19 protein-coding genes are annotated in these 23,895 nt (G+C 63.0%); 12 read left to right on the top strand and 7 right to left on the bottom strand.

Translation table 11 applies throughout. The features are described 5' to 3' along the window. Nucleotides 1–118: 118 nt before the first annotated feature. Genes C5J26_RS10705 through C5J26_RS10695 form a run of 3 tightly spaced genes read left to right on the top strand, consistent with a single transcriptional unit; the run spans nucleotide 119 to nucleotide 4,115 of the window. Nucleotides 119–1,582, top strand: coding sequence for an aldehyde dehydrogenase (locus C5J26_RS10705; RefSeq protein WP_105401731.1), 1,464 nt, complete (start codon nucleotides 119–121; stop codon nucleotides 1,580–1,582). 11 nt (nucleotides 1,583–1,593) lie between these two features. Further along, entirely contained in the window at nucleotides 1,594–2,634 is a 1,041-nt protein-coding gene (locus tag C5J26_RS10700) for a tartrate dehydrogenase (RefSeq protein ID WP_105401730.1), read from the top strand. A gap of 23 nt (nucleotides 2,635–2,657) precedes the next feature. Continuing rightward, nucleotides 2,658–4,115 (top strand): NAD-dependent succinate-semialdehyde dehydrogenase, encoded by a 1,458-nt coding sequence (locus C5J26_RS10695; RefSeq protein WP_105401729.1) that lies wholly within the window; start codon nucleotides 2,658–2,660, stop codon nucleotides 4,113–4,115. 92 nt (nucleotides 4,116–4,207) lie between these two features. Here the strand turns inward: C5J26_RS10695 and C5J26_RS10690 are convergent, their stop codons facing one another. After that, on the bottom strand, nucleotides 4,208–5,482 hold the full coding sequence (locus C5J26_RS10690; RefSeq protein ID WP_105401728.1) for an FAD-binding oxidoreductase: 1,275 nt from the start codon (nucleotides 5,480–5,482) through the stop codon (nucleotides 4,208–4,210). A gap of 15 nt (nucleotides 5,483–5,497) precedes the next feature. Continuing rightward, complete coding sequence (locus C5J26_RS10685) at nucleotides 5,498–6,166, bottom strand: haloacid dehalogenase type II (RefSeq protein ID WP_046636055.1); 669 nt, start codon at nucleotides 6,164–6,166, stop codon at nucleotides 5,498–5,500. Nucleotides 6,167–6,492: 326 nt separating this feature from the next. Between C5J26_RS10685 and C5J26_RS10680 the strand changes: the two genes are divergently transcribed. The 7 genes from C5J26_RS10680 to C5J26_RS10650 all read left to right on the top strand — a co-directional run bounded on the left by C5J26_RS10680 (nucleotide 6,493) and on the right by C5J26_RS10650 (nucleotide 14,936). Beyond that, nucleotides 6,493–7,329, top strand: a complete 837-nt coding sequence (locus C5J26_RS10680) for a GNAT family N-acetyltransferase (RefSeq protein WP_105401727.1) — start codon at nucleotides 6,493–6,495, stop codon at nucleotides 7,327–7,329. A gap of 13 nt (nucleotides 7,330–7,342) precedes the next feature. Beyond that, nucleotides 7,343–8,719 (top strand): aspartate aminotransferase family protein, encoded by a 1,377-nt coding sequence (locus tag C5J26_RS10675; protein ID WP_105401726.1) that lies wholly within the window; start codon nucleotides 7,343–7,345, stop codon nucleotides 8,717–8,719. Nucleotides 8,720–8,954: 235 nt separating this feature from the next. After that, entirely contained in the window at nucleotides 8,955–9,671 is a 717-nt protein-coding gene (locus C5J26_RS10670; RefSeq protein ID WP_172745820.1) for an HAD-IA family hydrolase, read from the top strand. A gap of 78 nt (nucleotides 9,672–9,749) precedes the next feature. Continuing rightward, nucleotides 9,750–11,360 (top strand): ABC transporter substrate-binding protein, encoded by a 1,611-nt coding sequence (locus tag C5J26_RS10665; RefSeq protein WP_105401724.1) that lies wholly within the window; start codon nucleotides 9,750–9,752, stop codon nucleotides 11,358–11,360. Between the two features lie 79 nt (nucleotides 11,361–11,439). Then, nucleotides 11,440–12,432 carry an ABC transporter permease gene (locus C5J26_RS10660; RefSeq protein ID WP_371681911.1) on the top strand — a complete coding sequence of 331 codons (993 nt, stop codon included), beginning with the start codon at nucleotides 11,440–11,442 and terminating at the stop codon, nucleotides 12,430–12,432. After that, entirely contained in the window at nucleotides 12,429–13,277 is an 849-nt protein-coding gene (locus tag C5J26_RS10655; RefSeq protein WP_105401870.1) for an ABC transporter permease, read from the top strand. The genes C5J26_RS10660 and C5J26_RS10655 overlap by 4 nt, the downstream gene beginning before the upstream one ends. Next, nucleotides 13,278–14,936, top strand: coding sequence for an ABC transporter ATP-binding protein (locus C5J26_RS10650; protein ID WP_105401722.1), 1,659 nt, complete (start codon nucleotides 13,278–13,280; stop codon nucleotides 14,934–14,936). A gap of 53 nt (nucleotides 14,937–14,989) precedes the next feature. Here C5J26_RS10650 and C5J26_RS10645 read toward each other — a convergent pair whose 3' ends face one another. Further along, on the bottom strand, nucleotides 14,990–15,466 hold the full coding sequence (locus C5J26_RS10645; RefSeq protein WP_037086105.1) for an Lrp/AsnC family transcriptional regulator: 477 nt from the start codon (nucleotides 15,464–15,466) through the stop codon (nucleotides 14,990–14,992). 235 nt (nucleotides 15,467–15,701) lie between these two features. On the opposite strand from C5J26_RS10645, the gene C5J26_RS10640 reads away from it, so the two are divergent. Together C5J26_RS10640 and C5J26_RS10635 are read left to right on the top strand one after the other, a co-directional pair. Next, nucleotides 15,702–17,027, top strand: a complete 1,326-nt coding sequence (locus C5J26_RS10640; protein WP_105401721.1) for an FAD-binding oxidoreductase — start codon at nucleotides 15,702–15,704, stop codon at nucleotides 17,025–17,027. A 56-nt stretch (nucleotides 17,028–17,083) separates the two neighbouring features. After that, on the top strand, nucleotides 17,084–17,989 hold the full coding sequence (locus C5J26_RS10635; protein ID WP_105401720.1) for a LysR family transcriptional regulator: 906 nt from the start codon (nucleotides 17,084–17,086) through the stop codon (nucleotides 17,987–17,989). Nucleotides 17,990–18,007: 18 nt separating this feature from the next. Here the strand turns inward: C5J26_RS10635 and C5J26_RS10630 are convergent, their stop codons facing one another. The 4 genes from C5J26_RS10630 to C5J26_RS10615 are packed head-to-tail and all read right to left on the bottom strand — an operon-like array spanning nucleotide 18,008 to nucleotide 23,774. Further along, nucleotides 18,008–19,378, bottom strand: a complete 1,371-nt coding sequence (locus tag C5J26_RS10630; RefSeq protein ID WP_105401719.1) for an NAD(P)/FAD-dependent oxidoreductase — start codon at nucleotides 19,376–19,378, stop codon at nucleotides 18,008–18,010. Further along, nucleotides 19,375–19,698: a (2Fe-2S)-binding protein gene (locus C5J26_RS10625; RefSeq protein ID WP_105401718.1), complete on the bottom strand. Its 324-nt coding sequence runs from the start codon at nucleotides 19,696–19,698 to the stop codon at nucleotides 19,375–19,377. The genes C5J26_RS10630 and C5J26_RS10625 overlap by 4 nt, the downstream gene beginning before the upstream one ends. Continuing rightward, nucleotides 19,695–21,683 carry a hydantoinase B/oxoprolinase family protein gene (locus C5J26_RS10620; protein WP_105401717.1) on the bottom strand — a complete coding sequence of 663 codons (1,989 nt, stop codon included), beginning with the start codon at nucleotides 21,681–21,683 and terminating at the stop codon, nucleotides 19,695–19,697. Before C5J26_RS10620 ends, C5J26_RS10625 begins: the two co-directional genes overlap by 4 nt. 6 nt (nucleotides 21,684–21,689) lie before the next feature. Then, entirely contained in the window at nucleotides 21,690–23,774 is a 2,085-nt protein-coding gene (locus C5J26_RS10615) for a hydantoinase/oxoprolinase family protein (RefSeq protein WP_105401716.1), read from the bottom strand. Nucleotides 23,775–23,895: the final 121 nt, after the last annotated feature.

Here is a 23,895-nt window from a genome sequence, read left to right as displayed (position 1 = left end):
CAGAATACGCCGTGATTGACCGCCAAAACGGATTTTTCCGCTGCGGCCCTTCACTCTACCGGATCAAGCCGTTCCACCGATCCGGTAATATTGCCGTCCAGTGACCGGAGATAAGCCGATGAGCCTGAGTTTCGATCCCGACAGCCTGGCCCTGCCGATGGGACATTTCATCGGCGATCGCCTCGTGGCGGCCGAAGGCGTCATTGCAATGCACCGGCCATCCGACGGCAAGGCTTATGCCGATTGCCCCGTCGCCGATGCGGATCTCGTCGACCAGGCGGTGCAGACGGCGAAGACGGCTCTGAAGCAAAGCAATTGGGGCGGCATCCGCCCGCGCGAGCGTGTGAAGGTGCTGCATCGCTGGGCCGATCTCATCGAACAGGACGCCGTGGCGCTTGCAAGGCTGGAAGCCGTCTCCTCCACCCGTCCGGTCGGCCACCTGGTCGAGGGTGACATCGCGGTGTCGGCCGAGCAGATCCGCTTCTTCGCCGAATTCGCCGACAAGGAAGGCAGCGACCTGGTGCCGACCGACGACGGCAATCTCGGCATGATCATGACGGAACCCTATGGCGTCGTCGGCGCCATCACGCCCTGGAACTTCCCGATCAACATGGCCGTATGGAAACTCGGTCCCGCGCTTGCCGCCGGCAATGCCGTCGTGCTGAAGCCGTCCGAGATGACGCCGTTTTCGACCATCCGGCTGGCGGAGCTTGCCGTGCTGGCCGGCATCCCGCCCGGATTGATCAACATCGTGCTCGGCGACGGCATGACCACCGGCAACGCCATCACCGGCCATCCCGATATCTCCAAGGTGAGCTTTACAGGCTCCACCCGCGCCGGATCGGCGATCATGGAAAACATCGCCCGCACCGGCATCAAGCCGATGACGCTGGAACTTGGCGGAAAGAGCCCGCAGCTGGTCTTCGCGGATGCCGATATCGACCGGGCCGCGGCCGCGGTGACGGCCAGCATCACCAGCAATGCCGGCCAGGCATGTGTCGCCGGATCGCGCCTGATCGTCGAAAAAAGCGTTGCCGCGCCGCTGATCGATGCCATTTTGAAGAAAATGCAGGGGATCGTCCCCGGGCCGACCTGGGATGCGGCGAGCCAGTATTCGCCGATCATCTCCGACAGGCAGCGCCGGCGCATCGACGACATCATTGCGGCCTCCGTCGCAGCCGGGGCGGAATGCCTGACGGGCGGCCGCCCCATGGACGCTCCCGGATATTTCTACTCTCCGACCCTGGTCACCGGCGTCGACCAGACGTCGCCGGCGGTGATTGAGGAGATCTTCGGGCCCGTTCTGACGCTGCAGACGTTCGAAGATGAGGAAGAGGCCATGACGCTTGCCGATCATCCGAGCTACGGGCTTGCCGCCGGCCTGTTTACCAGCGACCTTTCGCGGGCAATCCGCCTTACCCGCCGGCTGCAGGCCGGCACCATCTGGGTCAACCGCTACGGCCGCTCGCGCGACCATATCCTGCCGACCGGCGGCTACAAGCAGTCCGGCATCGGCAAGGATCTCGGCCGGGAAGCTTTCCACGCCAACCGCAAGAGCAAGAGCGTCTTGATCAGACTTTGAGGACGAAGAACATGAAATCATACCGGATTGCCCTGATCCCCGGTGACGGCATCGGCCGCGACATGACCGCGGCCGCATGGTCGGTGCTGCAGAAGGCCGCCAAAGCGCACGGCTTTGCATTTGAGGCTACCGAATTTCCGTGGTCCTGCGCCTTCTACAAGGAAACCGGCGCAATGATGCCGGCGGACGGGATCGAAACGTTGCGCAGCTTCGACGCGATCCTGCTTGGCGCCGTCGGCTGGCCGGCGGACGTGCCGGATTCGGTGTCGCTGCATGGCCTGCTGCTGCCGATCCGCAAGAGTTTCGTGCAATATGCCAACATCCGCCCTCACCGCCTGCTGGCCGGCGTCGAAGGACCGCTGAAGGCGACCGCCTTCGACATTCTCTGCATCCGCGAGAACACCGAGGGCGAATATTCGGGCGCAGGCGGCCGTATCCATCAGGGCACGGCCGATGAAGTTGCCGTCGAGACGTCGATCTTTACCCGCAAGGGCGTTGAGCGCATCCTGCGCTTTGCCTTCGAACAGGCCCGGTCGCGGCGCGGCAAGCTGGCCTCGGTGACCAAGTCGAACGCCCAGAAATATTCGATGGTGTTCTGGGACGACGTCACCCGGCAGCTTTCGGCGGAATATCCTGACGTCGAGGTCACCAGCTATCACATCGACGCCATGGCGGCGCGCATGGTGATGGCCCCGGAAACGCTCGACGTCGTGGTCGCTTCCAACCTGTTCGGCGATATCCTGACCGATCTCGGTGCGGCCATTCAGGGCGGCCTCGGTTTTGCCGCCTCGGCCAATATCAACCCCGAGCGCAATGCGCCTTCGATGTTCGAACCGGTGCATGGCTCGGCGCCCGATATCACCCATCTCGGGATCGCCAACCCGATCGCAACGGTCTGGTCCGGCGCAATGATGCTCGATCATCTGGGTGAAAAGCATGCGGCGAACGCCGTCATGACGGCGATCGAAGCGGTCACGGCCAGCGGCATCGGCACGGTTCCTGGCAAGGACCGCACGGACACCATCACTGCGGCGCTGCTCGCCGCACTTTAAACATCGTATCGAGGATTGGACATATGCGGAATTTGAAGCTCCCCTCCCTGTTTCGGCAAGCAGGTTTGATCGGCGGCACCTGGGTCGGCGCCCGCTCCGGCAAGACCGTCGACGTCTTCGATCCGGCGAGCCAAGCGGTGATCGGCACCGTTCCCGACATGGGAGGCGACGAGACACGCGCGGCGATCGAGGCTGCCGAGAAGGCCTATCCGGCCTGGAAGAAGCGTACCCATGCAGAGCGCGCCGCCTTGCTTGAAACCTGGTACGGCCTGATGATCGAACATCTCGAAGATCTGGCGCTGATGCTGACCACCGAACAGGGCAAACCGCTCGACGAGGCGCGCGGTGAAATCCGTTACGGCGCCTCCTTCGTCAAGTGGTTTGCGGAAGAGGCACGCCGCATCGGCGGCCAGACCATTCCCTCACCGACGCCTGACCGCCGTATCATCGTCCTGAAGGAGCCGGTCGGCGTCTGCGGCATCATCACGCCCTGGAATTTTCCCAACGCGATGATCACCCGCAAGATCGCGCCGGCGCTCGCCGCCGGTTGTACCGTCGTGGTGAAACCTTCGGAATTCACCCCTTATTCGGCACTTGCGCTCGGCGTTCTCGCCGAAATGGCCGGCATTCCGGCAGGCGTCGTCAACATCGTCACCGGCATGCCGAAGGAAATCGGCACCGAGATCATGGCCAACACCACCGTGCGGAAGATCTCGTTTACCGGCTCCACGCCGGTCGGTTCGCTGCTGATGCGCGGCGCGGCCGACAGCATCAAGCGGTTGTCGCTCGAACTGGGCGGCAACGCTCCCTTCATCGTCTTCGACGATGCGGATATCGACCTTGCCATCGAAGGGGCAATCATTTCGAAATTCCGCAATGGCGGCCAGACCTGCGTCTGCGCCAACCGCATTCTCGTGCAGGCCGGCATCTACGATCGTTTCGCCGAGAAGCTCACCGCCCGCGTGAATGCCATGAAGGTCGGCCCCGGAACCGAGCCGGGCGTTTCGATCGGCCCGATGATCAACGATGCCGCAATCGCCAAGATCAACCGTCATATCGAGGATGCGCTCGCCAAAGGCGCGACGATCGTCACGGCCAAGGCCGATCTGCCGGCCGGTGGCCAATACACGGCTCCGATCGTGCTGACCGGAGCCACGACCGACATGCAGCTTGCCGGCGAAGAGACGTTTGGTCCGGTCGCGCCGCTCTTCCGTTTCGAGACCGAGGAGGAAGCGATCGCCATTGCCAATGGCACGCCCTTCGGGCTCGCCGCCTATTTCTATACGGAAAGCCTCAAGCGGGCTTGGCGGGTCGGCGAGGCGCTGGAATTCGGGATGGTCGGGCTGAATACCGGCCTGATCTCGACCGAGGTCGCCCCGTTCGGCGGCGTCAAGCAGTCGGGCCTGGGGCGCGAGGGTTCGCAGCTCGGGATCGAGGAATATCTGGAAGTGAAGGCCTTCCATATCGGCGGGCTCAACTGAGCCCGTTTCCGCGCCCGGAGCGCTTATCCAAAAAAGGTGGAGTTGCGGTCGCAACCCCACCTTTTTTTGTTCTCAGCATGGCAAGAGTTCCGTTACTGGACCTTGTCGAGCATCTTGTAATAAAGCCCGACCAGCGGCAGGAACCACGGCTTGCCGAAATGACCCGGAACTGCCGGCCAGTCGAGCCCCTTGACCGGGTTTCTGTCAGGCCGGCCGAGGATTGCATCGGCGACCGTCATGCCGAGATGGGTTGCCAGCTGCGCGCCATGGCCGGAATAACCCATCGCGTACCATAACCCGTCATGGAAGCCCGCCCGCGGGTAACGATCCTTGGTGATGTCCACCAAACCGCCCCAACAATAGTCGATCTCCACATGGGATAGCTGGGGAAAGATGCGGGTCAGGCTATCGCGAAGGATTGCGCCGCTTCTGGCATCCGAACGCTGGTCGGAGGTCGCCGAAAATCGAGCGCGGCCGCCGAAGATCAGCCGATTGTCCGGCGACAGGCGCCAGTAGTTGCCGATATTCATGCTGTTGACGCAGGTGCGGTTGCCCGGCATCGTCGAGGCGACTTCCTGCTCCGAAAGCGGCCGCGTGGCGATGATGAAACTGCCGACCGCCATGATCCGCCGGCGGAAATAACCGAAATTCGGCGTCGTGTAGGCGCCGCTTGCCATCAGGACATTGTCGGCGGTGACCGAGCCTTTGGCCGTCTTCAGCACATGTCGGCCGCCCGATTTCGAAACATCGGTGACCGTCGCCTTCTCGACGATGATGGCACCGCGCCTTTTTGCCGCTTCGGCGAGGCCGACCACGTAGCGTCCCATATGCATCATGGCGCTCTTCTTCGACAGCATGGCGCCGTGGAAAGGTGATCCGATCTCCTGGGCGAGGTCTTGGCGCGACAGCAGTGCCGTATCCGGATCGACCTCCGCGTGAACCGCCTCGAAATTCCGGGCAAGCCCTTCGAAATGCTGCGGCTTGGAAGCAAGCTTCAGTTTGCCGGCGCGGCGGAAGTTGCAGTCGAGGCCTTCCTCGGCGATGATTGCTTCCAAGGTGTCGATCGAGCTGTCGAGCGCCTTGTAAAGCGCGATCGCCCGCTCCTTGCCGAGCTCCTGCTTGGCCGAGAGATAGCTGTGGGCGAGGCCGTTGTTCAGGTGGCCACCGTTACGGCCGGACGCTCCGAAGCCGACCGTCTCCGCCTCCAGCACGATAACCTTCGCGCCGGCCATGGCGAGCTGCCGCGCCGCACCGAGCCCGGTAAAGCCGCCGCCGACCACGGCAACGTCGTAGTGACCTTCGATCGGCCCTTCCACGGCGCCCGTAAAACGGGGCGCCGTATCATGCCAGTAGGAGACATATTGCATCGGCTTCGGCCTTCCTTAGAGACCGACCACGCCCGGCAGGCCGGAAATGTCGGAGATTTCCACATAGCCATAGAAGGGATTGGCCGGCTCGTGACCCCGGTTGACCCAGACCTTGTTCTTGATGCCGAGGTCATGCGCCGACATCAGGTCGTAACGGAAGGACGAGGAGCAATGCAAAATGTCCTCCGGGCCGCAGCCGAGCATATCGAACATGTATTCGAAGGCCTGAAAGCGCGGTTTGTAGGCGTTTGCCTGTTCCGCCGTATAAACGGCGTGGAACGGCGCGCCGAGCTTTGCGACGTTTGAGTGGATCTGGTCGTTCATCGCGTTCGAGAGGATGACGAGAGGAATTTCTCTGGCGACCTTGGCAAGACCGGCAGGAACATCCGCATGCGGACCCCATGTCGGCACGCGCTCATAGACCATCCTGGCGTCTTCATCCTTGAAGGCGACGCCGTTTGCCTTGCAACTGCGCTCCAGCGAGTTGTGGACGACGTCTGCATAGGGTTTCCAGTCGCCCAGGATCTCGTCCAACCGGTAGGCTGCGAAATTCTTGATGAACTTCACCATGCGCGGCTCGTCGAGACGGTCACCATAGAGGTCACGCGCAGCTTCGGCCATCTGGAAGTTGGTCAGCGTGCCGTAGCAGTCGAAGGTGATGTATTTCGGGCGGAACGTCGTCATGCGCTTGGTCCTTGCGTGATGGCCCATCGAGCCTTTCGGTTGACGACATGATCATAAGGCCGCTTATGGCACCCGAGCCGACTGATTTCCCCCAATCCGAAGCAGAAAGTTTCGTATCATGAGGCCGGTTTGGCATTTGGTTGCAGATCGTGGCCGGCGTGGCGGCCAACGACCAGGCTTTTTTCGACCATGATTGCGGACGCGCGGCATAAGATGCGGTCCCATGCCGCCGGTTTGGCGAAAGATACCGCCGCCGACCCCGCCTTCGGATAATCGTCCGGCCCCTTCCCCTCGAAACTCGAAGCTCAAAATGGAGAGCATTGTCGATGCAAGTCGGAGACATCGAAACCATACCTTTCGGCATCGAGCACCTGGATCGCGCCATCCACCTTTCGCGCGAAGCCGGCTGGCCGCACCGCCTGCAGGACTGGCAGGTCGCCCTGCATCTGAGCCAGGGCGTGGTCGCGTTGGACGAGAGCGGCGAAGTGGTCGGCACGGCATTGATGACCCCCTACGGCGATGACTGCGCCACCATCAACATGGTGATCGTCGGCGCCAACCTGCGTGGCCGTGGCGTCGGACGCCGCCTGATGGACGCAGTCCTTAGACTTGGTGGCGAGCGCCCGCTTCGGCTGATCGCCACCTCCGACGGCCTGCCGCTTTATGAAAAACTGGGTTTCCGGAAGACCGGCGCCGTTTTCCAGCATCAGGGCACCGTCGGCGAAGTGCCGGCGCCCACCGCCATTGAAACCGCCACGGCTGCCGATCTCTCCGAGATTGCCGCCATCGATCGCGACGCCTTCGGCGCCACCCGTTCGGCGCTGATCGCAAAACTTGCCGAAATCGGCGCGTTCGCGGTGATCCGCCGCAATGGCAAGATCGCGGGGTTCGCCTGCATCAGGACGTTCGGTCGCGGCGAAGTCGTCGGGCCCGTCGTCGCGACGGATCTCGAGGACGCCAAGGCGCTCGTCAGCCATTTCATGAGCCGCAGGTCCGGCGCCTTCCTCAGGGTCGATACCGGCGATGCCCGCCTCGCCGCCTGGCTGGCGAAGCATTCGCTCGCCCATGCGGGCGGCGGCATCGCAATGGCACGCCCGGTCGCGGCCCGTCCCGCCACTTCGACATTCACCACCTTTGCCCTGGCCAACCAAGCCCTCGGCTAATCCGGAGACAACCATGCTCAGCAATTCGCTCGTCGAACTCGATCGCGCCCATCTCGTCCATCCTGTCGCGTCCTATCGCGGCCATGAAAAGCAGGGCGTGCGGGTGCTCGCCTCGGGCAAGGGCGCGACCGTCACCGACGCGCAAGGACACCAGCTGATCGACGGCTTTGCCGGCCTCTGGTGCGTCAATGCCGGTTACGGGCATGAGACAATCGTCGAGGCCGCGGCCCGTCAGATGCGGGAGCTTCCCTACGCAACCGCCTATTTCGGCCTCGGTTCCGAGCCGGCCATCCGGCTTGCCGCCGAGCTTGCCGACCGTGCGCCGGGCGATCTCGATCATGTCTACTTCACGCTCGGCGGCTCGGACGCCGTCGACAGCACGATCCGCTTCATCCGCTATTACTGGATTGCCAAGGGTCAGCCACAGCGCGATCAGTTCATCTCGATCGAGCAGGGTTATCACGGTTCCTCCACGGTCGGCGCCGGCCTGACGGCACTGCCGAACTTCCATGCGGGCTTCGGCATTCCCTTCGACTGGCAGCACAAGATTCCGTCACCTTACCCCTATCGAAACCCGGTCGGCGAGGACGCGAAATCGATCATCGAAGCCTCGCTTGCTGCGCTGAAAGCGAAGATCGAGGCGGTCGGCGCCGATCGCGTGGCGGCCTTTTATGCAGAGCCGATCCAGGGCTCCGGCGGCGTCATCGTTCCGCCCAGGGGCTGGATGAAGGCGATCCGCAACCTCTGCAAGGAATACGGCATCCTGTTCGTCGCCGACGAGGTGATTACCGGCTTCGGCCGCACCGGACCGCTGTTCGCCTGCAGCGAGGATGACATCGTCCCCGATTTCATGACCACGGCCAAGGGCCTGACCTCGGGTTATGTTCCGATGGGCGCCGTGCTCATGGCGGATCATGTCTACCAGGTGATCGCCGATGGCGCCGGTGCCTCGGCGGTCGGGCACGGTTACACCTATTCGGCCCACCCTGTCAGCGCCGCCGTGGGTCTGGAAGTGCTGAGGCTCTACGAAGGCGGGCTGCTCGAAAACGGCATCAAGGCCGGCGCGCGGCTCATGGCAGGTCTCGAAAGCCTCAAGTCCCACCCGCTGGTCGGCGATGTCCGGGGTCGCGGCATGCTGGCGGCCATCGAGCTGGTGACCGACAAGGCCGACAAGACGCCGCTTCCGGCCGAAGCCGCGCCGGCCCGCCGGGTATTCGACCGCGCCTGGGACAATGGCCTGGTGATCCGGGCCTTTGCCAACGGCGTCATCGGATATGCCCCGCCGCTCTGCTGCACCGAGGCGGATATCGACGCGATTATCGAACGCACCGCAAAGACACTGGATCAGACCCTGGAAGATCCCGATGTCCGCCGCGCGGTGAAGGGTTGACTTGGGCCTCGGTGCTGCCGGCTGAAATATCGTCGGCAGCCCGTTTTCGAAATTTTGTGCCGAGCGGCCCTACCGATTCGGCGAAAACCGTTCCGTCGAACTGTCACTATTGTCGCTAACGAGGGCCTTGAAGCCCCTAAAATCCGGGATTTTTGATAGAAAAAGGTCCAGGTTGGCAACAGCATATTCTTTCGCAGACGGCGCTCGGCCAGCAGCATCAACTGGGGATATGGAATTGACGAAAGCTCTTCCGGAATTTAAGTACATGACCTTCGACGTGGTCGGCACGCTCATCGATTTCGAGGGCGGTCTGACGTCCTGCCTGCAGGGCATCGCCGCCGAAGCCAATGTCGCCATCGACAGCGAAGAGGCGCTTTCCCTGTATCGCGCCGCCCGGTATTCCGGAGATGCCGATCTTTTCCCCGACGACCTGGTGCGCGTCTATCTTGCGATTGCGCCGAAGCTCGGACTGCCGGCCGAGGAGACCTATGGCATTCGTCTTCGGGATTCCGCCAAGATCTGGAAGGCTTTCCCCGACAGTGCCGCGGCGATGGCGGAGCTTGGCCGGCGTTATCGCCTGATCGCCATGACCAATGCGCGCCGCTGGGCTTTCGACTATTTCGCAGCGGCGCTCGGCAATCCATTTTATGCCGCCTTCACCGCCGACGACACCGGCACGGAAAAGCCCGATCCGGCCTTCTTCCACAAGGTATTCGACTTCGTTGCCAAGGATGGGGGCGACAAGAGCGACATCCTGCATGTCGCCCAGAGCCAGTATCACGACATTGGCGTTTCCCGCGATCTCGGCATGACGAATTGCTGGATCCAGCGTCGACATGCGCAGCCCGGCTACGGCGGCACGATCGAACCGTCGCAGTTCACCGAACCCGACTATCATTTCACGTCCATGGCCGGATTGGCCGAAGCTGTGAGGACCGCGCACGGCAACTGACGGAATTCACGATTTTCAAGCATCGGGCCAAGACCACGGAAGATGGGGTGCCCGCCAACCAGCGAAAAGGGGAATGACATGAACGACAAGATCACGAACTGGACGACGTCTGACGACGCCATGATCGAGACCGCCATCCGCCGGGGCGCAAGCCGCCGCGAACTGCTGACGATGATGTTGGCAGGTGGCGTTGCGCTTTCCGCAGGTGGCCTGATCCTCGGCCGCGCTTCCAGCGCGGTGGCTGCCACCCCGAAGTCAGGCGGGCATTTGAAGGCGGCCGGCTGGTCGTCGTCGACCGCCGATACACTCGACCCGGCCAAGGCGTCGCTGTCGACCGACTACGTCCGCTGTTGCGCTATCTACAATCGCCTAACCTTCCTTGATCAGAGCGGCACCGTTCAGATGGAACTCGCCGAAAGCATCAAGAGCGGAGACGCCAAGGTCTGGACCGTCAAGCTTCGCTCCGGGGTCACCTTCCACGACGGCAAGTCGCTGTCGTCGAAAGACGTCGTCTTCTCGCTGAAGCGGCATCTCGATCCTGCCGTCGGCTCCAAGGTCAACGCGATCGCCAAGCAGATCACCGACGTCAAGGACGTCGACTCGCTGACGGTCGAGATTATCCTGGCCAACCCGAATGCCGACTTGCCGACCATCCTGTCGCAGCACCATTTCATGATCGTGCAGGATGGGACGACCGACTTTTCGAAGGGCATCGGTACCGGCGCGTTCAAGATGGAAACCTTCCAGCCGGGCGTCAAATCGATCTTCACCAAGAACCCCAACTACTTCAAGGCTGGCGGTGCCAACGTGGATTCGTTCGAGTTCTTCGCCATCAGCGACGACAACGCGCGCGTCAACGCCCTGCTTTCGGGAGACATCCATCTCGCGGCGTCGATCAAGCCACGCTCGATGAAGCTGGTCGAAAGCCAACCCGGCTTCGTGCTGTCGCAAACCACGTCGGGCAACTATACCGACCTCAACATCCGTCTCGATCTCGCCCCCGGCAACAAGGCCGATTTCGCTGCCGGCATGAAGTATCTGATCAACCGGCAGCAGATTCAGAAATCCGTTTTGCGTGGCCTCGCCGAAATCGCAAACGACCAGCCGGTCTCTCCGGCCAGCGTCTATCATAATGCGGACCTCAAACCGAAAGCCTACGATCCGGACAAGGCGAAGTTCCATTTCCAGAAGGCCGGCCTACTCGGCCAGTCCATCCCGATGATCACGTCGGAAGCGCCGAACGCGGCGGTTGAAATGGCGACGCTCCTCCAGCAGTCGGGTTCCGAGATCGGCATGAAGTTCGACGTTCAGCGCGTTCCTTCCGACGGCTACTGGTCGAATTACTGGCTGAAGGCACCGGTTCACTTCGGCAATATCAACCCGCGGCCAACGCCGGACATCCTGTTTTCGCTTCTCTATGCCTCCAACGCGCCGTGGAATGAAAGCCAGTACAAGTCGGAGAAATTCGATAATATGCTCGTCGAGGCACGCGGTCTTCTCGACGAGGCCAAGCGCAAGGAAATCTACGGCCAGATGCAGGTGATGATTTCCGAGGAAGCCGGTACGGTCATCCCGGTCTACATTTCGAACGTGGATGCGATCTCTGAAAAATTGAAGGGCCTTGAAGCCAACCCGCTCGGCGGCATGATGGGTTACGCCTTTGCCGAATACGTCTGGCTCGACGCCTGAGGCTTGACCCTTGGCGGCAGGGGAAGCTTCTTCTGCCGCCGTGGTTGCGCCTGATAGCGCTGTCCTGGTTCGTCCATGGATGGTGCCGGCTATCTCGAACTTTTCAGGCAAGGAAACCCCATTGCGCACCTATGTCCTTGGACTTATCGCGAACCGGCTCGGCAGTTCCGCCTTGACGCTGCTGATCGTGTCCTTCGCGGTCTTTTTCGCAACGGCAATGCTGCCGGGCGATACCGCCACGATCCTGCTCGGTCAAGCCGCGACGCCGGAAGCCGTTGCCGGCCTCAGGGCTGCGATGCATCTTGACGAACCCGCCTTCCTGCGCTTCGGGCGATGGCTCATCGGATTGCTGCAGGGCGATCTGGGGATATCCTATGTCAACAATCTACCGGTCGCACAGCTGATCGGGGCGCGGTTCGTCAACACGATGCGCCTTGCCGGCATCGTCACTCTTTTTGCGGTTCCCCTGTCGCTGACGCTTGGCATCACCGCCGCCATGTTTCGCGGCTCGGTCTACGACCGTATCGTGACAATCCTGACGATCGGCATCATCTCGGTGCCCGAGTTCATGATCGCGACCTCGGCCGTGCTCCTGTTTTCCGTCTATCTCAAATGGCTGCCGGCGCTTTCTTTCGCCAGCGACGTCACGTCCTTCTGGCAGGTGCTGAGGATCTACGCCATGCCGGTCATCACGCTCACCTTCGTCGTCTCAGCCCAGATGATCCGCATGACCCGCGCCGCCGTTATCGATACGATCAACACGCCCTATGTCGAGGCCGCGATCCTCAAAGGTGCCTCACGCTGGCGCGCAGTCCTGCTGCACGCACTGCCGAACGCGGTCGGCCCGATCGCCAATGCGATTGCTCTCTCGCTCTCCTATCTCGTCGGCGGCGTCATCATCGTCGAGACGATCTTCAACTACCCCGGCGTCGCGAAGCTGATGGTCGATGGTGTTTCCACCCGGGATCTGCCGCTCATTCAATCCTGCGCCATCATTTTCTGCGTCGGCTACCTCGCACTCATCACGTTCGCCGACATTGTTGCAATCCTGGCCAATCCGAGGGTGCGCTGACCATGACTACGTCCACGACGCTGCCCCGCAGAGTGAGTTATCGTTTCAGCTGGGTTGGAATGATCGGCTTTACGATCATTCTCTTCTGGGCGATGATTGCCCTTCTCGCGCCCCATATCATCCCCTATCCCGTCGGCGAGATCATCGACGAAGACTATTTCGGCCCGATGAGCAGCAAACTGCTTCTCGGCTCCGACTATCTGGGCCGGGACATGTTCTCGCGCATCATCATGGGCGCCCGCTATACGGTCGGCATCTCGCTTGCCGCCGTCTGCCTTGCGTGTTTCAGCGGTGCGGCGCTCGGCATGGCAGCTGCCGTTATCGGTGGCTGGTTCGATACGCTGCTGAGCCGCCTGCTCGATGCCCTCAACTCGATTCCGAGCAAGCTTTCGGGGCTGGTCGTCGCTGCCGCAGTCGGGTCGTCGCTCCCCGTTCTGATCCTCATGCTCGCCGTGATCTACACGCCCGGCGCCTATCGGTTTGCCCGGTCGCTTGCCGTAAACGTCAATACGATGGATTACATCACGGTTGCCCGGACCCGTGGCGAGGGCATTCCTTATGTCGTCTTTTCGGAAATCCTGCCGAACATCACCGGGCCGCTGCTTGCCGATTTCGGCATCCGCTTCGTGTTCGTCGTCCTCCTTCTCTCCGGCCTTTCCTTCCTCGGTCTCGGCGTGCAGCCGCCCTATGCGGATTGGGGAGCACTGGTTCACGAGAATATCGGTGGCCTGCCGTTCGGGGCGCCCGCCGTCATCGTTCCCTCGCTGGCGATTGCGAGCCTCACCATCAGCGTAAATCTGCTGATCGACAATTTGCCCAAGAAGATTCGCGATCGGAGCACGTGAATGGAAAATCTCGTTGAAATTCGCGATCTGAGGGTAGAGGCAACGACAGATGCGGGCCGCCGCATCGAGATTATCAAAGGCATCGATCTCGATGTCGCGCCGGGCGAAATCGTCGCCCTGATCGGAGAAAGCGGATCGGGAAAGACGACGATCGCGCTGACGATCATGGGTTATGCCCGTCCCGGCTGTCGGATCTCGAGCGGCAGCGTCACAGTGGCCGGCAAGGACATGGTGACGCTGAGCGAGCGTCAGCGCGCACGTGTGCGTGGCCTCGAGGTCTCCTATGTGCCGCAGTCCGCCGCGGCCGCGTTCAACCCGTCGAAGCGCATCATCGACCAGGTCGTCGAAGTTACGCGCATCCATCGGCTGATGCCGCTGGCGCAGGCCAGAGAGAAGGCGGTTTCCCTGTTCAGGGCGCTTTCGCTGCCCAATCCCGAGGAGATCGGCAACCGTTATCCGCACCAGGTTTCCGGTGGCCAGTTGCAACGTCTTGCCGCCGCGATGGCCCTTATCGCCGATCCGAAGCTCGTCATCTTCGACGAGCCGACCACCGCGCTCGACGTGACCACCCAGATCGAGGTGCTGCGCGCCTTCAAGTCCGTGATGAAGAAAAGCGGCATTGCCGGTGTCTATGTGTCCCACGATCTGGCGGTCGTCGCACAGATTGCCGATCGCATCGTCGTACTGCGTGGCGGCGATGTGCAGGAAGTCGGCAGCACCGCCGATATCCTGTCCGATGCCAAGCATCCCTATACGCGCGAACTGCTGTCGGCTTTCGAACCGAAGTCTCGCGGCGACAGTGTCGCTGTTGCTGCAACGGAACACACGCCGCTCCTGAAGGTCAATGGCCTGATCGCCGGCTACGGCCCGATCCAGGCCGACGGTCTGCCGCTCGTCAAGGCCGTGCAGGAGGCAAGCCTTTCCCTCGAACGAGGCCGCAATCTCGGCATCATCGGTGAATCCGGCTGCGGCAAGTCCACGCTTGCTCGCTCGATTGCCGGTATCCTGCCCGCATCAGCCGGTCAACTGACCCTCGATGGACGCGAACTTGCCCGCTCCGCCCGGCAGAGAAGCCGGGAGCAGTTGCGCGAGCTGCAGATCGTCTTCCAGCATGCGGACACCTCGCTCAATCCGGCGAAAACGATCGAGGAAATTCTCGGGCGGCCGCTGAAATTCTACCACGGCATGAAAGGCAAGGTCCGGGATGCCCGGATCGACGAGCTTCTCGACATGGTCCGCCTGCCGAAAACGCTTCGCAGCCGAACCCCCGCCGAGCTTTCGGGCGGTCAGAAACAGCGCGTCAATTTTGCCCGGGCGCTCGCCGCCGAGCCGAAACTGATCGTCTGCGACGAGATCACCTCTGCCCTCGACACCGTCGTTGCGGCGGCGGTCATCGATCTCCTGAAGGAAATGCAGCGGGAGCTTTCCCTCTCTTACATCTTCATCAGCCACGATCTGTCGGTTGTCGAAGCGATCTGCGACGAGATCGTCGTGATGTATAACGGCCGCAAGGTCGAGGAAATCACACCTGCGATCTCGAAGGTCCCGCAGCACCCCTATTCGAAACTGCTGTTCTCGTCCGTGCCGAAGCTCGATCCGAGCTGGCTCGATCGCCTGGAGCGTGATCCGGAACTCGTCAAAACCTATGTGCACGGCTGAGGCGGCAATTGCCGTCTCACGTCCGTGGACAATTCGGCTTGGACCGTACGCGGCTATACCCGGAACAGGCTGATGAGCGGCATATGGGCTTTGACGATCGGTGACTTCAGGACAACGAAGCTGAAATATTTGTCGATGCCGATATCCATATCGGTCAGCCGTTCCATGATCGTCTGATATTCGCCGATACCGGCGGTGACGAACTTGAGCATATAGTCGTACCCGCCCGACACCAGGTGGCATTCTATCACCTGGTCGACTTTTTCCACGGCCGCGAGAAAACGCGCGAAGTCGATCTGCCGATGGTTTTTGAGCGTGACCTCGGTGAAGACCGTCAGGGTCTGGCCAAGCTTGCCGATGTTGATCTGGGCCGAATAACCTTCGATATAACCTTCTTGCTGAAGCTTCTTGACGCGCATCAGGCAGGGGCTGGGTGAAAGATTGACCAGCTCGGCAAGCTCGACATTGGTGATGCGGCCGTTCTTCTGCAACTCGTAGAGGATCTTGATGTCGATACGATCGAGCTTCACGTGAGGACACCTCCCAAGGGCAGCGGCATTTTATGCCGCATATTTCCGAGATCGACTTTAACGCATTGGCTTGTCTTGTCTATTCCATTCTGCGCACGAACGGTCAGCACAATAAGTTGCATCATCGGCCATGAGCGGAATCTTGTGCGGTTCAAGCGGCGTGTGCAGTAACCTCGACGCGGGCTGCACCATTATGCTGGCGCACCGACCCGTTTGCGCCAGGAGATCGATCGTCATGCCAGCACCGCTCACGCTCGTCGAAACCGACGCCCGACTGCCGCCTTCCGCCGACGCGGTCGTCATCGGTGCCGGTATCGTCGGCGTCTTCACGGCTTATTACCTCGCCGGACGCGGCCTGAAGGTGGTGCTCGTCGAAAAGGGGCGCGTCGGCGCCGAGCAGTCGAGCCGCAATTGGGGCTGGTGCCGGCAGCAGAACCGCGATGCGCGCGAACTTCCGATGGCGACCAAAAGCCTCGACCTGTGGGAACGCTTTGCCGCCGAGACCGGCGAGGAGACCGGCTTCCGGCGCTGCGGTCTCCTCTATCTCAGTGACAACGAGGAAGAACTGGCAGGCTGGGCCCGCTGGCGGGATTTCGCCCGCACGGTGGGCGTCACCACCCACATGCTCGACAGCGCCGAGGCAACCGAGCGCGGCAAGGCGACGCGCCGCACCTGGAAAGGCGGCGTGTATTCGCCGACGGATGGGACGGCCGACCCCGCCAATGCGGCCCCGGCAGTCGCCCGCGCGATCGTAAAACTGGGCGGGGCGGTGCTCCAGAACTGCGCGGCGCGCGGCATCGAGACGGAAGGCGGCAGGCTCTCGGCTGTCGTGACCGAACACGGCACGATCCGGACCAAGGTCGCAATCCTTTCCGGCGGCGCCTGGGCGTCGTCCTTCTGCCGCCAGCTCGGCATTCGTTTCCCGCAGGCCTCGACCCGCTCCTCCATTCTCTCCGTCGGGCCCGGTGACGGGAACCTGCCGGATGCGCTTCACACCGCCCGGGTCTCGGTGACCCGCCGGGGTGACGGCGGCCACACGCTCGCCATCAGCGGGCGCGGACGGATCGACCTGACGGCCCAGAACATGCGTTTCGCGGCGCAGTTCCTGCCGATGTTCATTCGCCGCTGGCGCAGCCTGTCACCCGGCGGCCTCGAAGGTCTCCGCAGCGGTCATGAAAGCCTGGCCCGCTGGCGGCTGGACCGGCCGACGCCGATGGAGCATATGCGCATCCTCGATCCGGCCGTCGACGCCAGCACGATCAAGCTGACCTATGAGCGCGCCGTCGAACTGCTGCCGGCGCTCGGCGGGCGCCGCATCACTGCCAGCTGGGCCGGTTATATCGACTCGACCCCGGACGGGGTTCCGGCGATCGGCGAAGTCGCGAGTGTTCCGGGCTTCATTCTGGCCGCGGGGTTCAGCGGCCACGGTTTTGGTATCGGACCCGGCGCCGGCCACCTGATCGCCGACATCGTCACCGCCGCCAACCCGATCGTCGATCCGCTACCCTATCATCCGAAACGTTTTCAAACCTCCGCCTGGGGCAAGGTGGCGGATTTCTGATCCTGGGGCCTATAGACTAGAGTAAAACCCGCGAACCAAAGGACACGGTGAACCGGATGCAGGCACGCCAGCTCGAGGTCTTCTGCATGCTCATGCGGACCGGGACAGTGACCGGCGCTGCGGCAATGCTCAACATATCGCAGCCGGCGCTCAGCCAGATCCTGCTGCATGCGGAGGACCAGCTGGGCTTCAAGCTTTTCAACCGGGTCCGCGGGAAGCTGGTTCCGACCCGGGAGGCCGAGGAGCTTTATCCGGAGTGCGAACGGATTTTTTCCGAGCTCGGCGCCCTCCGACGCCGCACCACGGACATGCGTTTCGGCCGCACCGGACTGATCCGGGTCGCCGCGTCGGCACCCCCGGCGATGTCGATCGTACCCAAAGCGCTTCTATCGTTCCGTGCGGCTCATCCCGATATCGTCGTGCGCTCGCTGATCGCCCCATTGGTCAACGTCGTCGACATGATCCGCGACGGTGATGCGCCGCTCGGAATCGTGATGAACAACACGGCCCGTCCGGGCATCGAGGTGGAGACACTCGGGCATACGCAGCTTGTCTGCATCGTTCCTGAACACCATCGGCTGGCAGAATTGGATCAAATCGGCTTTGCCGACCTGCAGGACGAAACTTTGATCTCCTACCGGGCCGGCACACTGCCGGGCCGCCTACTGGTCAGCGCCGCGGCCGCGGAAATGCAGATATTCAACCCGGCGATCGAGATCGATATCTCGATTACCGCCCTCCCCTTCGTCCGCGACGGCTTTGGTGTCGCAATCGTCGATGGGCTCCTGCCATGGCAGCAGTTCCCCGGCCTTGTCCTCAGGCAGCTGCGGCAGAAGATTTCCGTGCCGATTGCCCTGCTCACCAGTCGGGACCGGCCTTTGACGGGAAGCCATCTCGCCATGCGCGACGATCTGCGCGAAGCCTGTGCCAGCGTCCTGAAGGCAAGCGGCCTGGAATCGTAAACCTCCTAGCCAAACCGATCAGGCATCGCGAACCCAGAGGCCGATCGGCAGGGGCCTGGCGGGCGCCTGTTCGCGGAGCCGTCCCGCGTCGCAGACCTTGATGCAGGCCTTTTCGGCGATCAGTTCGGCACCGGCGAGTTGACAATAACGCCCCTGGCAGCGGCCCATTCCGATGCGTGCCAGTGATTTGACCCGGTTGGCTTCGCCCCCGCCATAGACGACGCTCTCGCGCAACTGGCCTGCCGTCACCCCTTCGCAGCGGCAGACGACGGTATCGTCCGGAACGGCGCGGATCATGTCGCCCGGCCAGGGAAAGGCGCGCGCGATGGCGCGGGCAAACCGTTCGTAGCGGCCCAACCGGCGCAGATCCGATCTCGCATCCGGCGAAGGAAGACCCATATCGGCAAGGCAGGCGGTCGCGGCAAGCCGACCGGCGACCTCCGCCCCATCCGCACCGAGAATTCTCAGACCATCACCGGCCAGATACAGTCCCTCGGCCGCCCTTCCCATCCGGTCGGTCCGGGGCAACCATTGCGACCAGCTTTCGTCGTAGTCGAACGTGCAGCCTGCCAGGCCCGCGAGCTGCGTTTCGGCGCGCAGGTGCCAGCCGAGGCCGACCATGTCGCATGCCGTCACATGCGCATGGCCGCGAGCATCCCGCCAGCACAGGCCGACGGGGCCGCGTTCGTCGGTTTCGATCCGGTCCAAGGTCACGCCGGCATGATAAAGCCGGCCGAGCTTTGCCCGCATCAGCAGGCCACGCAGGACCAGGCCCGGCCGCCTTGCCAGCATGCCCGGAAGACCCGCCGCCTGGTCACGGATCGCGGACGTGTCGAGGATTGCGGCGATTTTAGCGCCAGCTTTCAGCAACTGGGTGGCGACGAGTGTCAGCAGCGGTCCCGAACCGGCAAGAACGATCCGGCTGCCGAGGGCGACTCCCTGCGCCTTCAGGGCGATCTGTGCCGCCCCGAGGCTGTAGACACCCGGCGCCTGCCAGCCGGGGATCGGCGCCAGGCGATCCATGGCGCCGGTGGCAAGGATCAGGCGATCCCAGGTGAAATCCCTGCGGCCGGCGGGCGTCAGCGCCTGCAGAAAATTGCCGGCGATCGTCAGGACCGAGCTTTGCGGATGGTAGTCGATCTGTCCGGCGGCAACCATGTGGTCGAACACCGTATGGAGTGCCACGGCCTTGCGGGCTTCCGATCCGTAGAGCTGTTCCGGCGGTCGTGCGAAACCGTGTGGCGGGCGTCGATAGATCTGGCCACCGGCTTTGATGCCCTCGTCGATGACGATGGGTCTGATCCCGGCCTGAACGAGACGCTCGGCGGCGCGGATACCGGCCGGGCCGGCACCGACGATCATCACTTTTTCAACGCCCGGCGCCGTCATGGCCATGTTTCCGGCGGCACGGTCCGCAATTGCATACCCTCGGCGACCACTGTCGAACAGGCCCGCAGCCGGCCGCCGTCTTCCTGCCATAGCCAACAATCCTGGCAGGCTCCCATCAGACAGAAACCGGCCCGTTTCTCTCGGCCGAATTCCGACTGCCGCACGGCGGGCGCGCAGACCAGGACGGCGGTGAGCACCGTGTCGCCGGCCAGTGCCTGGCAATCGGCGCCATCCAGCCGGAACCGAACCTGCGGCCTGCCTTTTTCGGCAAGGCGCACAATTCGGCCCCCGAGATCGGCAGGCTGCAATTCCGATGTCATTCGGCAGCCTCTTTCCGTGCCTCGGCGGGGCTTGGCATGTTCGTGAAACGTGCGCGCACATCCGCGAACGCGGCGGCCACGCCTTCGGCTCCGACCCGCCCCTTCATCCGACGGAAGATCTCCGTCTTGGTGAAGAAGCGCCAATGGATGGGAAGGCCCTGCAGCAGGTCGGTCAGCAGGTCGTAGGCCTGCGGCGTCCATTGCGCCTCGTAACCCTCGCGCTCGGGACCATAGTGGAAGTATCCGGTCGGCGCGGTCCGAGCGGCTCTCACCTTTTCGGTTTCAGCCTCGTCCACCATGCCGTCGCGGATGACGACGCCGTAGTCACGCTCGGCAGCCTGGGAAGAAACATAACCGCGTGCGACGTCCTGCGCCACGCGCCAGGTCTCGCGCTCGACCGGGTTGCCGCGCCCGCCTCCGCCGGCCGAGCGGATCTCCAGGACATCACCGGGCTGCAGAACCGCGGTATCGATATTGCCGAGCCGCTGGAAGTCGTCACGGCCGGGGTTCAGCGCCATGTCGGACAGGCCGGCAGCCCTGCCGCCCAGCGTGCCCCAGGGGCGGAAGAAGCTGCGGTCGCGGTTGCGCGCGGTGATGCGGCTGCCGGGCGAGAAGACCCGGAAGGCCATTTCGGTCGCCAGCCCGCCGCGCCAGCGTCCGGCCCCGCCACTGTCCTTTGCCAGGCCATATTTGACGAACTCGATCGGCACTTCCGTCTCGGTGATCTCGATCGGCGTATTCTTGAGATAGGCGGCATCGGCGCCGGAGCCGTTGGTGCCATCGCGGTGGGGCATGCCGCCGCCGCCGCCGACCACCGGATTGACGGCGGCGATGACGGTGCGGCCGTTCCGTTCGTCGGTCGTCATGACGTTGACGATGCAATTGTTGCCCGCCGGTGCTGCCGGCAGCTTTTCAGGCACGGCCTGGCAGAAGGCGCCGAATATGACGGAGCGCAGCCGCGCGCAGGTCAGCGAGCGCATGCCGACGGCAGCCGGCGCGATCGGATTGAGGACACTGCCCTTTGGCGTGATGCAGGTGAACGGTCTCGTCAGGCCGGTATTGAGGAGGATCTTCGGGTTCAGCGTGTAAAGTACGTAATAGACACCGACCAGAAGCATCGTATGGCGTGGGTCGCCGCCCGAGGGCACGTTGAGCGACGAGCCGAGCTGCGGGTCGGAACCGGTGAAATCGAGGATTGCCTCGTCGCCCCGGATCGTCAGCGTCAGCTTCAGGCGGCACGGGTTGGCTTCGACCGAATCTTCGTCGGCATAATCGACGAATTCCCAGGTCCCGTCCGGCATCGCGCGCAGAAGATCGCGGGCCTGCGCTTCGGCATGGTCGAGCAGGACCTCGGTTCCTTCGAGAAAGGCTTCAATGCCGAATTTCTCGACCATGGCGAGGATCTTGCGTTCGCCCGTGTTGAGCGCCCCGACTAGGGCCTTCATGTCGCCGATATTGAGATCGGGCTTGCGGACATTGGTGGTCATGATCTTCAGAATGTCTTCGTCGAAAACACCCTCGTTGACCAGTTTCATCGGCGGGAAGCGGATGCCCTCCTGATGGATTTCCGTCAACGCTCGCGACAGCGAGGCCGGCACCGCGCCGCCCATGTCGGTGTTGTGGATATGACCGCCGGTCCAGGCGATGATCTCGCCATCATAGAAGACCGGTTTCCACAGATGGGTGTCCGGCGCGTGCGTCGCCACGAAGCAGGAATAGGGATCGTTGGTGAAGGCCACGTCGCCGGGCTTGTAGTCGTCGATCATCGCGATCGCGCGGCTATAGGTGAGGCCCGGATACCAGGTCGCGCCCAATCCCATCGGCACGCCGAACGTCTCGCCTTTGCGGTTGACCAGCATGACCGTGAAGTCTTCCGTCTCCTTGACGAAAGCGGAATGCGCGGTCCGCTGCAGCGTATAGGCCATGTTTTCGGCGGCAGCGCGGGTGTGATTGGCAAACACCTGAAGATTCAAGGGATCGAACATGGGCCATTACTCCGAAAAGGTGAGATGCAGGTTCAGTTGACGATCGACCTCGACATGGGCTCCGCTCGGGATTGCAAAGGTCGTATCTTCCTGGGCAACGACCGCCGGTCCGGCGAAGCGGCTGCCCGGACGCAGGCGATCACGCCGATAGAGGCCGATCCACTCGAAGCTCTTGCCGGTAAAGACCGGGATCTCGCGCTCGGGGTTGACCGCCTCACCGTCCTCGCGGGCGTCGACCGGGATTTCCAGTGCCGGGCCGGCGCCGATGGCCGAGAGCCGCAGGTTGACGATCTCGATCGCTCCGACCGGATCGTGGAAATCGTAGAGCCGGGCGTGCATCGCGTGAAAGGCTTCCTCGATGGAACCGAGCCTGCCCTCGGCGATCCAGGCTGGCTGGATCGGCACTTCGATTTCGAAGCTTTGGCCGACATAACGCATGTCGGCGGAGACATTGAGCGTCGCGGCGCCGGCATGCCCCTGCTTGGCGAGCCAGTTGCGCCCCTCGACGGCAAGCGCGTCCAGCGCCTCGCGCATGTGCGGTGCCGCCTGGTCGGAGAGATGGGTAAACACCGTGCGGATGAAGTCACCGCGCAGATCTGCCACCAGACCCCCGAGCGCCGAGACGACACCCGGGCGCGGTGCGCCGATCACCTTCGCCATGCGAAATTCGCGGGCCAGAAACGCACCGAGCATCGGGCCGCCGCCGCCGAACGGCATCAGCGTGAACTCCCTGAGATCGACGCCGGCGCGCGATGCGAGTTTCTCAACCTCCACGAACATTTCCGAGATGGCGACCTCGAGGATGGCCTGGGCGGCCTCCTCCGCGGTCCGGCCGATCTTTTCAGCGAGCCGCGTGACGGCCGCGCGGGCAAGGCCGACGTCGATCTGCAGCTGCCCGTAGGCCATCTGGCTGTGACCGAGCCAGCCGCAGACGGCCATGGCGTCGGTCACGGTCGCCTGCTCTCCGCCGCGTCCGTAACAGGCTGGTCCAGGTGTCGAGCCGGCCGATTCCGGCCCGACCCGCAACACGCCCTGCGCATTGACGCTGGCGATCGAACCGCCGCCGATGCCGATCGAGCTGACCGACACGGACGGAATATGAAGCGGGAATTCGCCGACCAGTTCACCGGTGCCGAATTGCGGTTCGCCGTCGATGATCAGCGCAAAGTCGGCCGAGGTGCCGCCGATATCGAGGGTGAGGATATGCTTTTCGCCGGCACGGCGGGCGAGCCAGGCGGCGCCTATGACACCGGAGGCCGTGCCGGACAACAGCATCTGCACGCAGGACCGTTTGCCTTCGTCGGCATTCATCACGCCACCGTTCGACTTGGTCAGCAGCGCCGGCGCCGTGACGCCACGCGACAACAGCTTTTCTTCGAGTGCGGTCAGATAGCCGGAGACACGCGGATGGACGTAACCGTTGAGGATAGCGGTGGTGGTCCGCTCGTATTCGCGGATCACCGGCCAGACCTCGCACGACGTGAAGACGAAGAGTTCTGGGGCGAGCCTGGCGATTTCCCGGCTGACCGCCACCTCATGGATGTCGGTGCGCCACGAATGCAGGAAGGAGACGATGATGCCGGCGGCGCCATTGGCCTTCGCTTTTGCGACCGCTGCCGCAACCGCCTCCAGATCCGGCGCCTCGACCTCGCTGCCATCCGCACGCAAGCGAGCGGGGATGCCGAAGATCATGTCGCGGGCGATGAGCTGGTCCGGCCGGGAGCAGAACAGGGAATAGACGTCCGGCATCCGCAACCGCGCCAGCTCGATGACGTCTTCGAAACCGGCATTGGTCATCAGCGCCAGCGACACGCCGCGACGCTGGATCACGGTGTTGATGCCGACGGTCGTTCCGTGGACAAAACGGCTGACGGCGGCCGGCTCGAGCCCTTCCCGTTCGGCCAGAAGCGACAGTCCCGTCATCAGTTCCGCACCCGGATCGTCCGGTGTCGTCAGAACCTTGAGCGAGGCAACCCGGCCGGATCGCGTTTCCAGTGCACAGAAGTCGATGAAGGTCCCGCCGATATCGACGCCGATCTTCCAGTCCTGCTGATCACTGGTTCCCTTGCCTGGCGCGGCCGCACTGTCCATGTCGCGAAGTCCTTTCCTGCTGCTTGTCATGAAGCTGGCACGAATGGGCAAAGGCGGTCCAAGAGCGAAAAAGCCGCTGCCCATAAGTGCCGCTTATGCCTTGCCAGGGGGCGTCCCATAG

The organism is Neorhizobium sp. T7_12 (assembly GCF_002968535.1).
GTDB classification, from domain to species: domain Bacteria; phylum Pseudomonadota; class Alphaproteobacteria; order Rhizobiales; family Rhizobiaceae; genus Neorhizobium; species Neorhizobium tomejilense.
Note: the sequence above shows the minus strand (reverse complement) of the source record. Positions and strands in the feature narration are given on the sequence as shown.

Excerpts from the sequence above, each read along its gene's own strand:
- C5J26_RS10625 (WP_105401718.1), bottom strand. The coding sequence starts at position 19,698 with ATGACATCGGAATTGCAGCCTGCCGATCTCGGGGGCCGAATTGTGCGC.
- C5J26_RS10695 (WP_105401729.1), top strand. The coding sequence starts at position 2,658 with ATGCGGAATTTGAAGCTCCCCTCCCTGTTTCGGCAAGCAGGTTTGATC.
- C5J26_RS10650 (WP_105401722.1), top strand. The coding sequence starts at position 13,278 with ATGGAAAATCTCGTTGAAATTCGCGATCTGAGGGTAGAGGCAACGACA.
- C5J26_RS10665 (WP_105401724.1), top strand. The coding sequence starts at position 9,750 with ATGAACGACAAGATCACGAACTGGACGACGTCTGACGACGCCATGATC.
- C5J26_RS10680 (WP_105401727.1), top strand. The coding sequence starts at position 6,493 with ATGCAAGTCGGAGACATCGAAACCATACCTTTCGGCATCGAGCACCTG.
- C5J26_RS10660 (WP_371681911.1), top strand. The coding sequence starts at position 11,440 with ATGGTGCCGGCTATCTCGAACTTTTCAGGCAAGGAAACCCCATTGCGC.
- C5J26_RS10640 (WP_105401721.1), top strand. The coding sequence starts at position 15,702 with ATGCCAGCACCGCTCACGCTCGTCGAAACCGACGCCCGACTGCCGCCT.
- C5J26_RS10635 (WP_105401720.1), top strand. The coding sequence starts at position 17,084 with ATGCAGGCACGCCAGCTCGAGGTCTTCTGCATGCTCATGCGGACCGGG.
- C5J26_RS10700 (WP_105401730.1), top strand. The coding sequence starts at position 1,594 with ATGAAATCATACCGGATTGCCCTGATCCCCGGTGACGGCATCGGCCGC.
- C5J26_RS10685 (WP_046636055.1), bottom strand. The coding sequence starts at position 6,166 with ATGACGACGTTCCGCCCGAAATACATCACCTTCGACTGCTACGGCACG.
- C5J26_RS10615 (WP_105401716.1), bottom strand. The coding sequence starts at position 23,774 with ATGGACAGTGCGGCCGCGCCAGGCAAGGGAACCAGTGATCAGCAGGAC.
- C5J26_RS10630 (WP_105401719.1), bottom strand. The coding sequence starts at position 19,378 with ATGACGGCGCCGGGCGTTGAAAAAGTGATGATCGTCGGTGCCGGCCCG.
- C5J26_RS10690 (WP_105401728.1), bottom strand. The coding sequence starts at position 5,482 with ATGCAATATGTCTCCTACTGGCATGATACGGCGCCCCGTTTTACGGGC.
- C5J26_RS10675 (WP_105401726.1), top strand. The coding sequence starts at position 7,343 with ATGCTCAGCAATTCGCTCGTCGAACTCGATCGCGCCCATCTCGTCCAT.
- C5J26_RS10705 (WP_105401731.1), top strand. The coding sequence starts at position 119 with ATGAGCCTGAGTTTCGATCCCGACAGCCTGGCCCTGCCGATGGGACAT.
- C5J26_RS10620 (WP_105401717.1), bottom strand. The coding sequence starts at position 21,683 with ATGTTCGATCCCTTGAATCTTCAGGTGTTTGCCAATCACACCCGCGCT.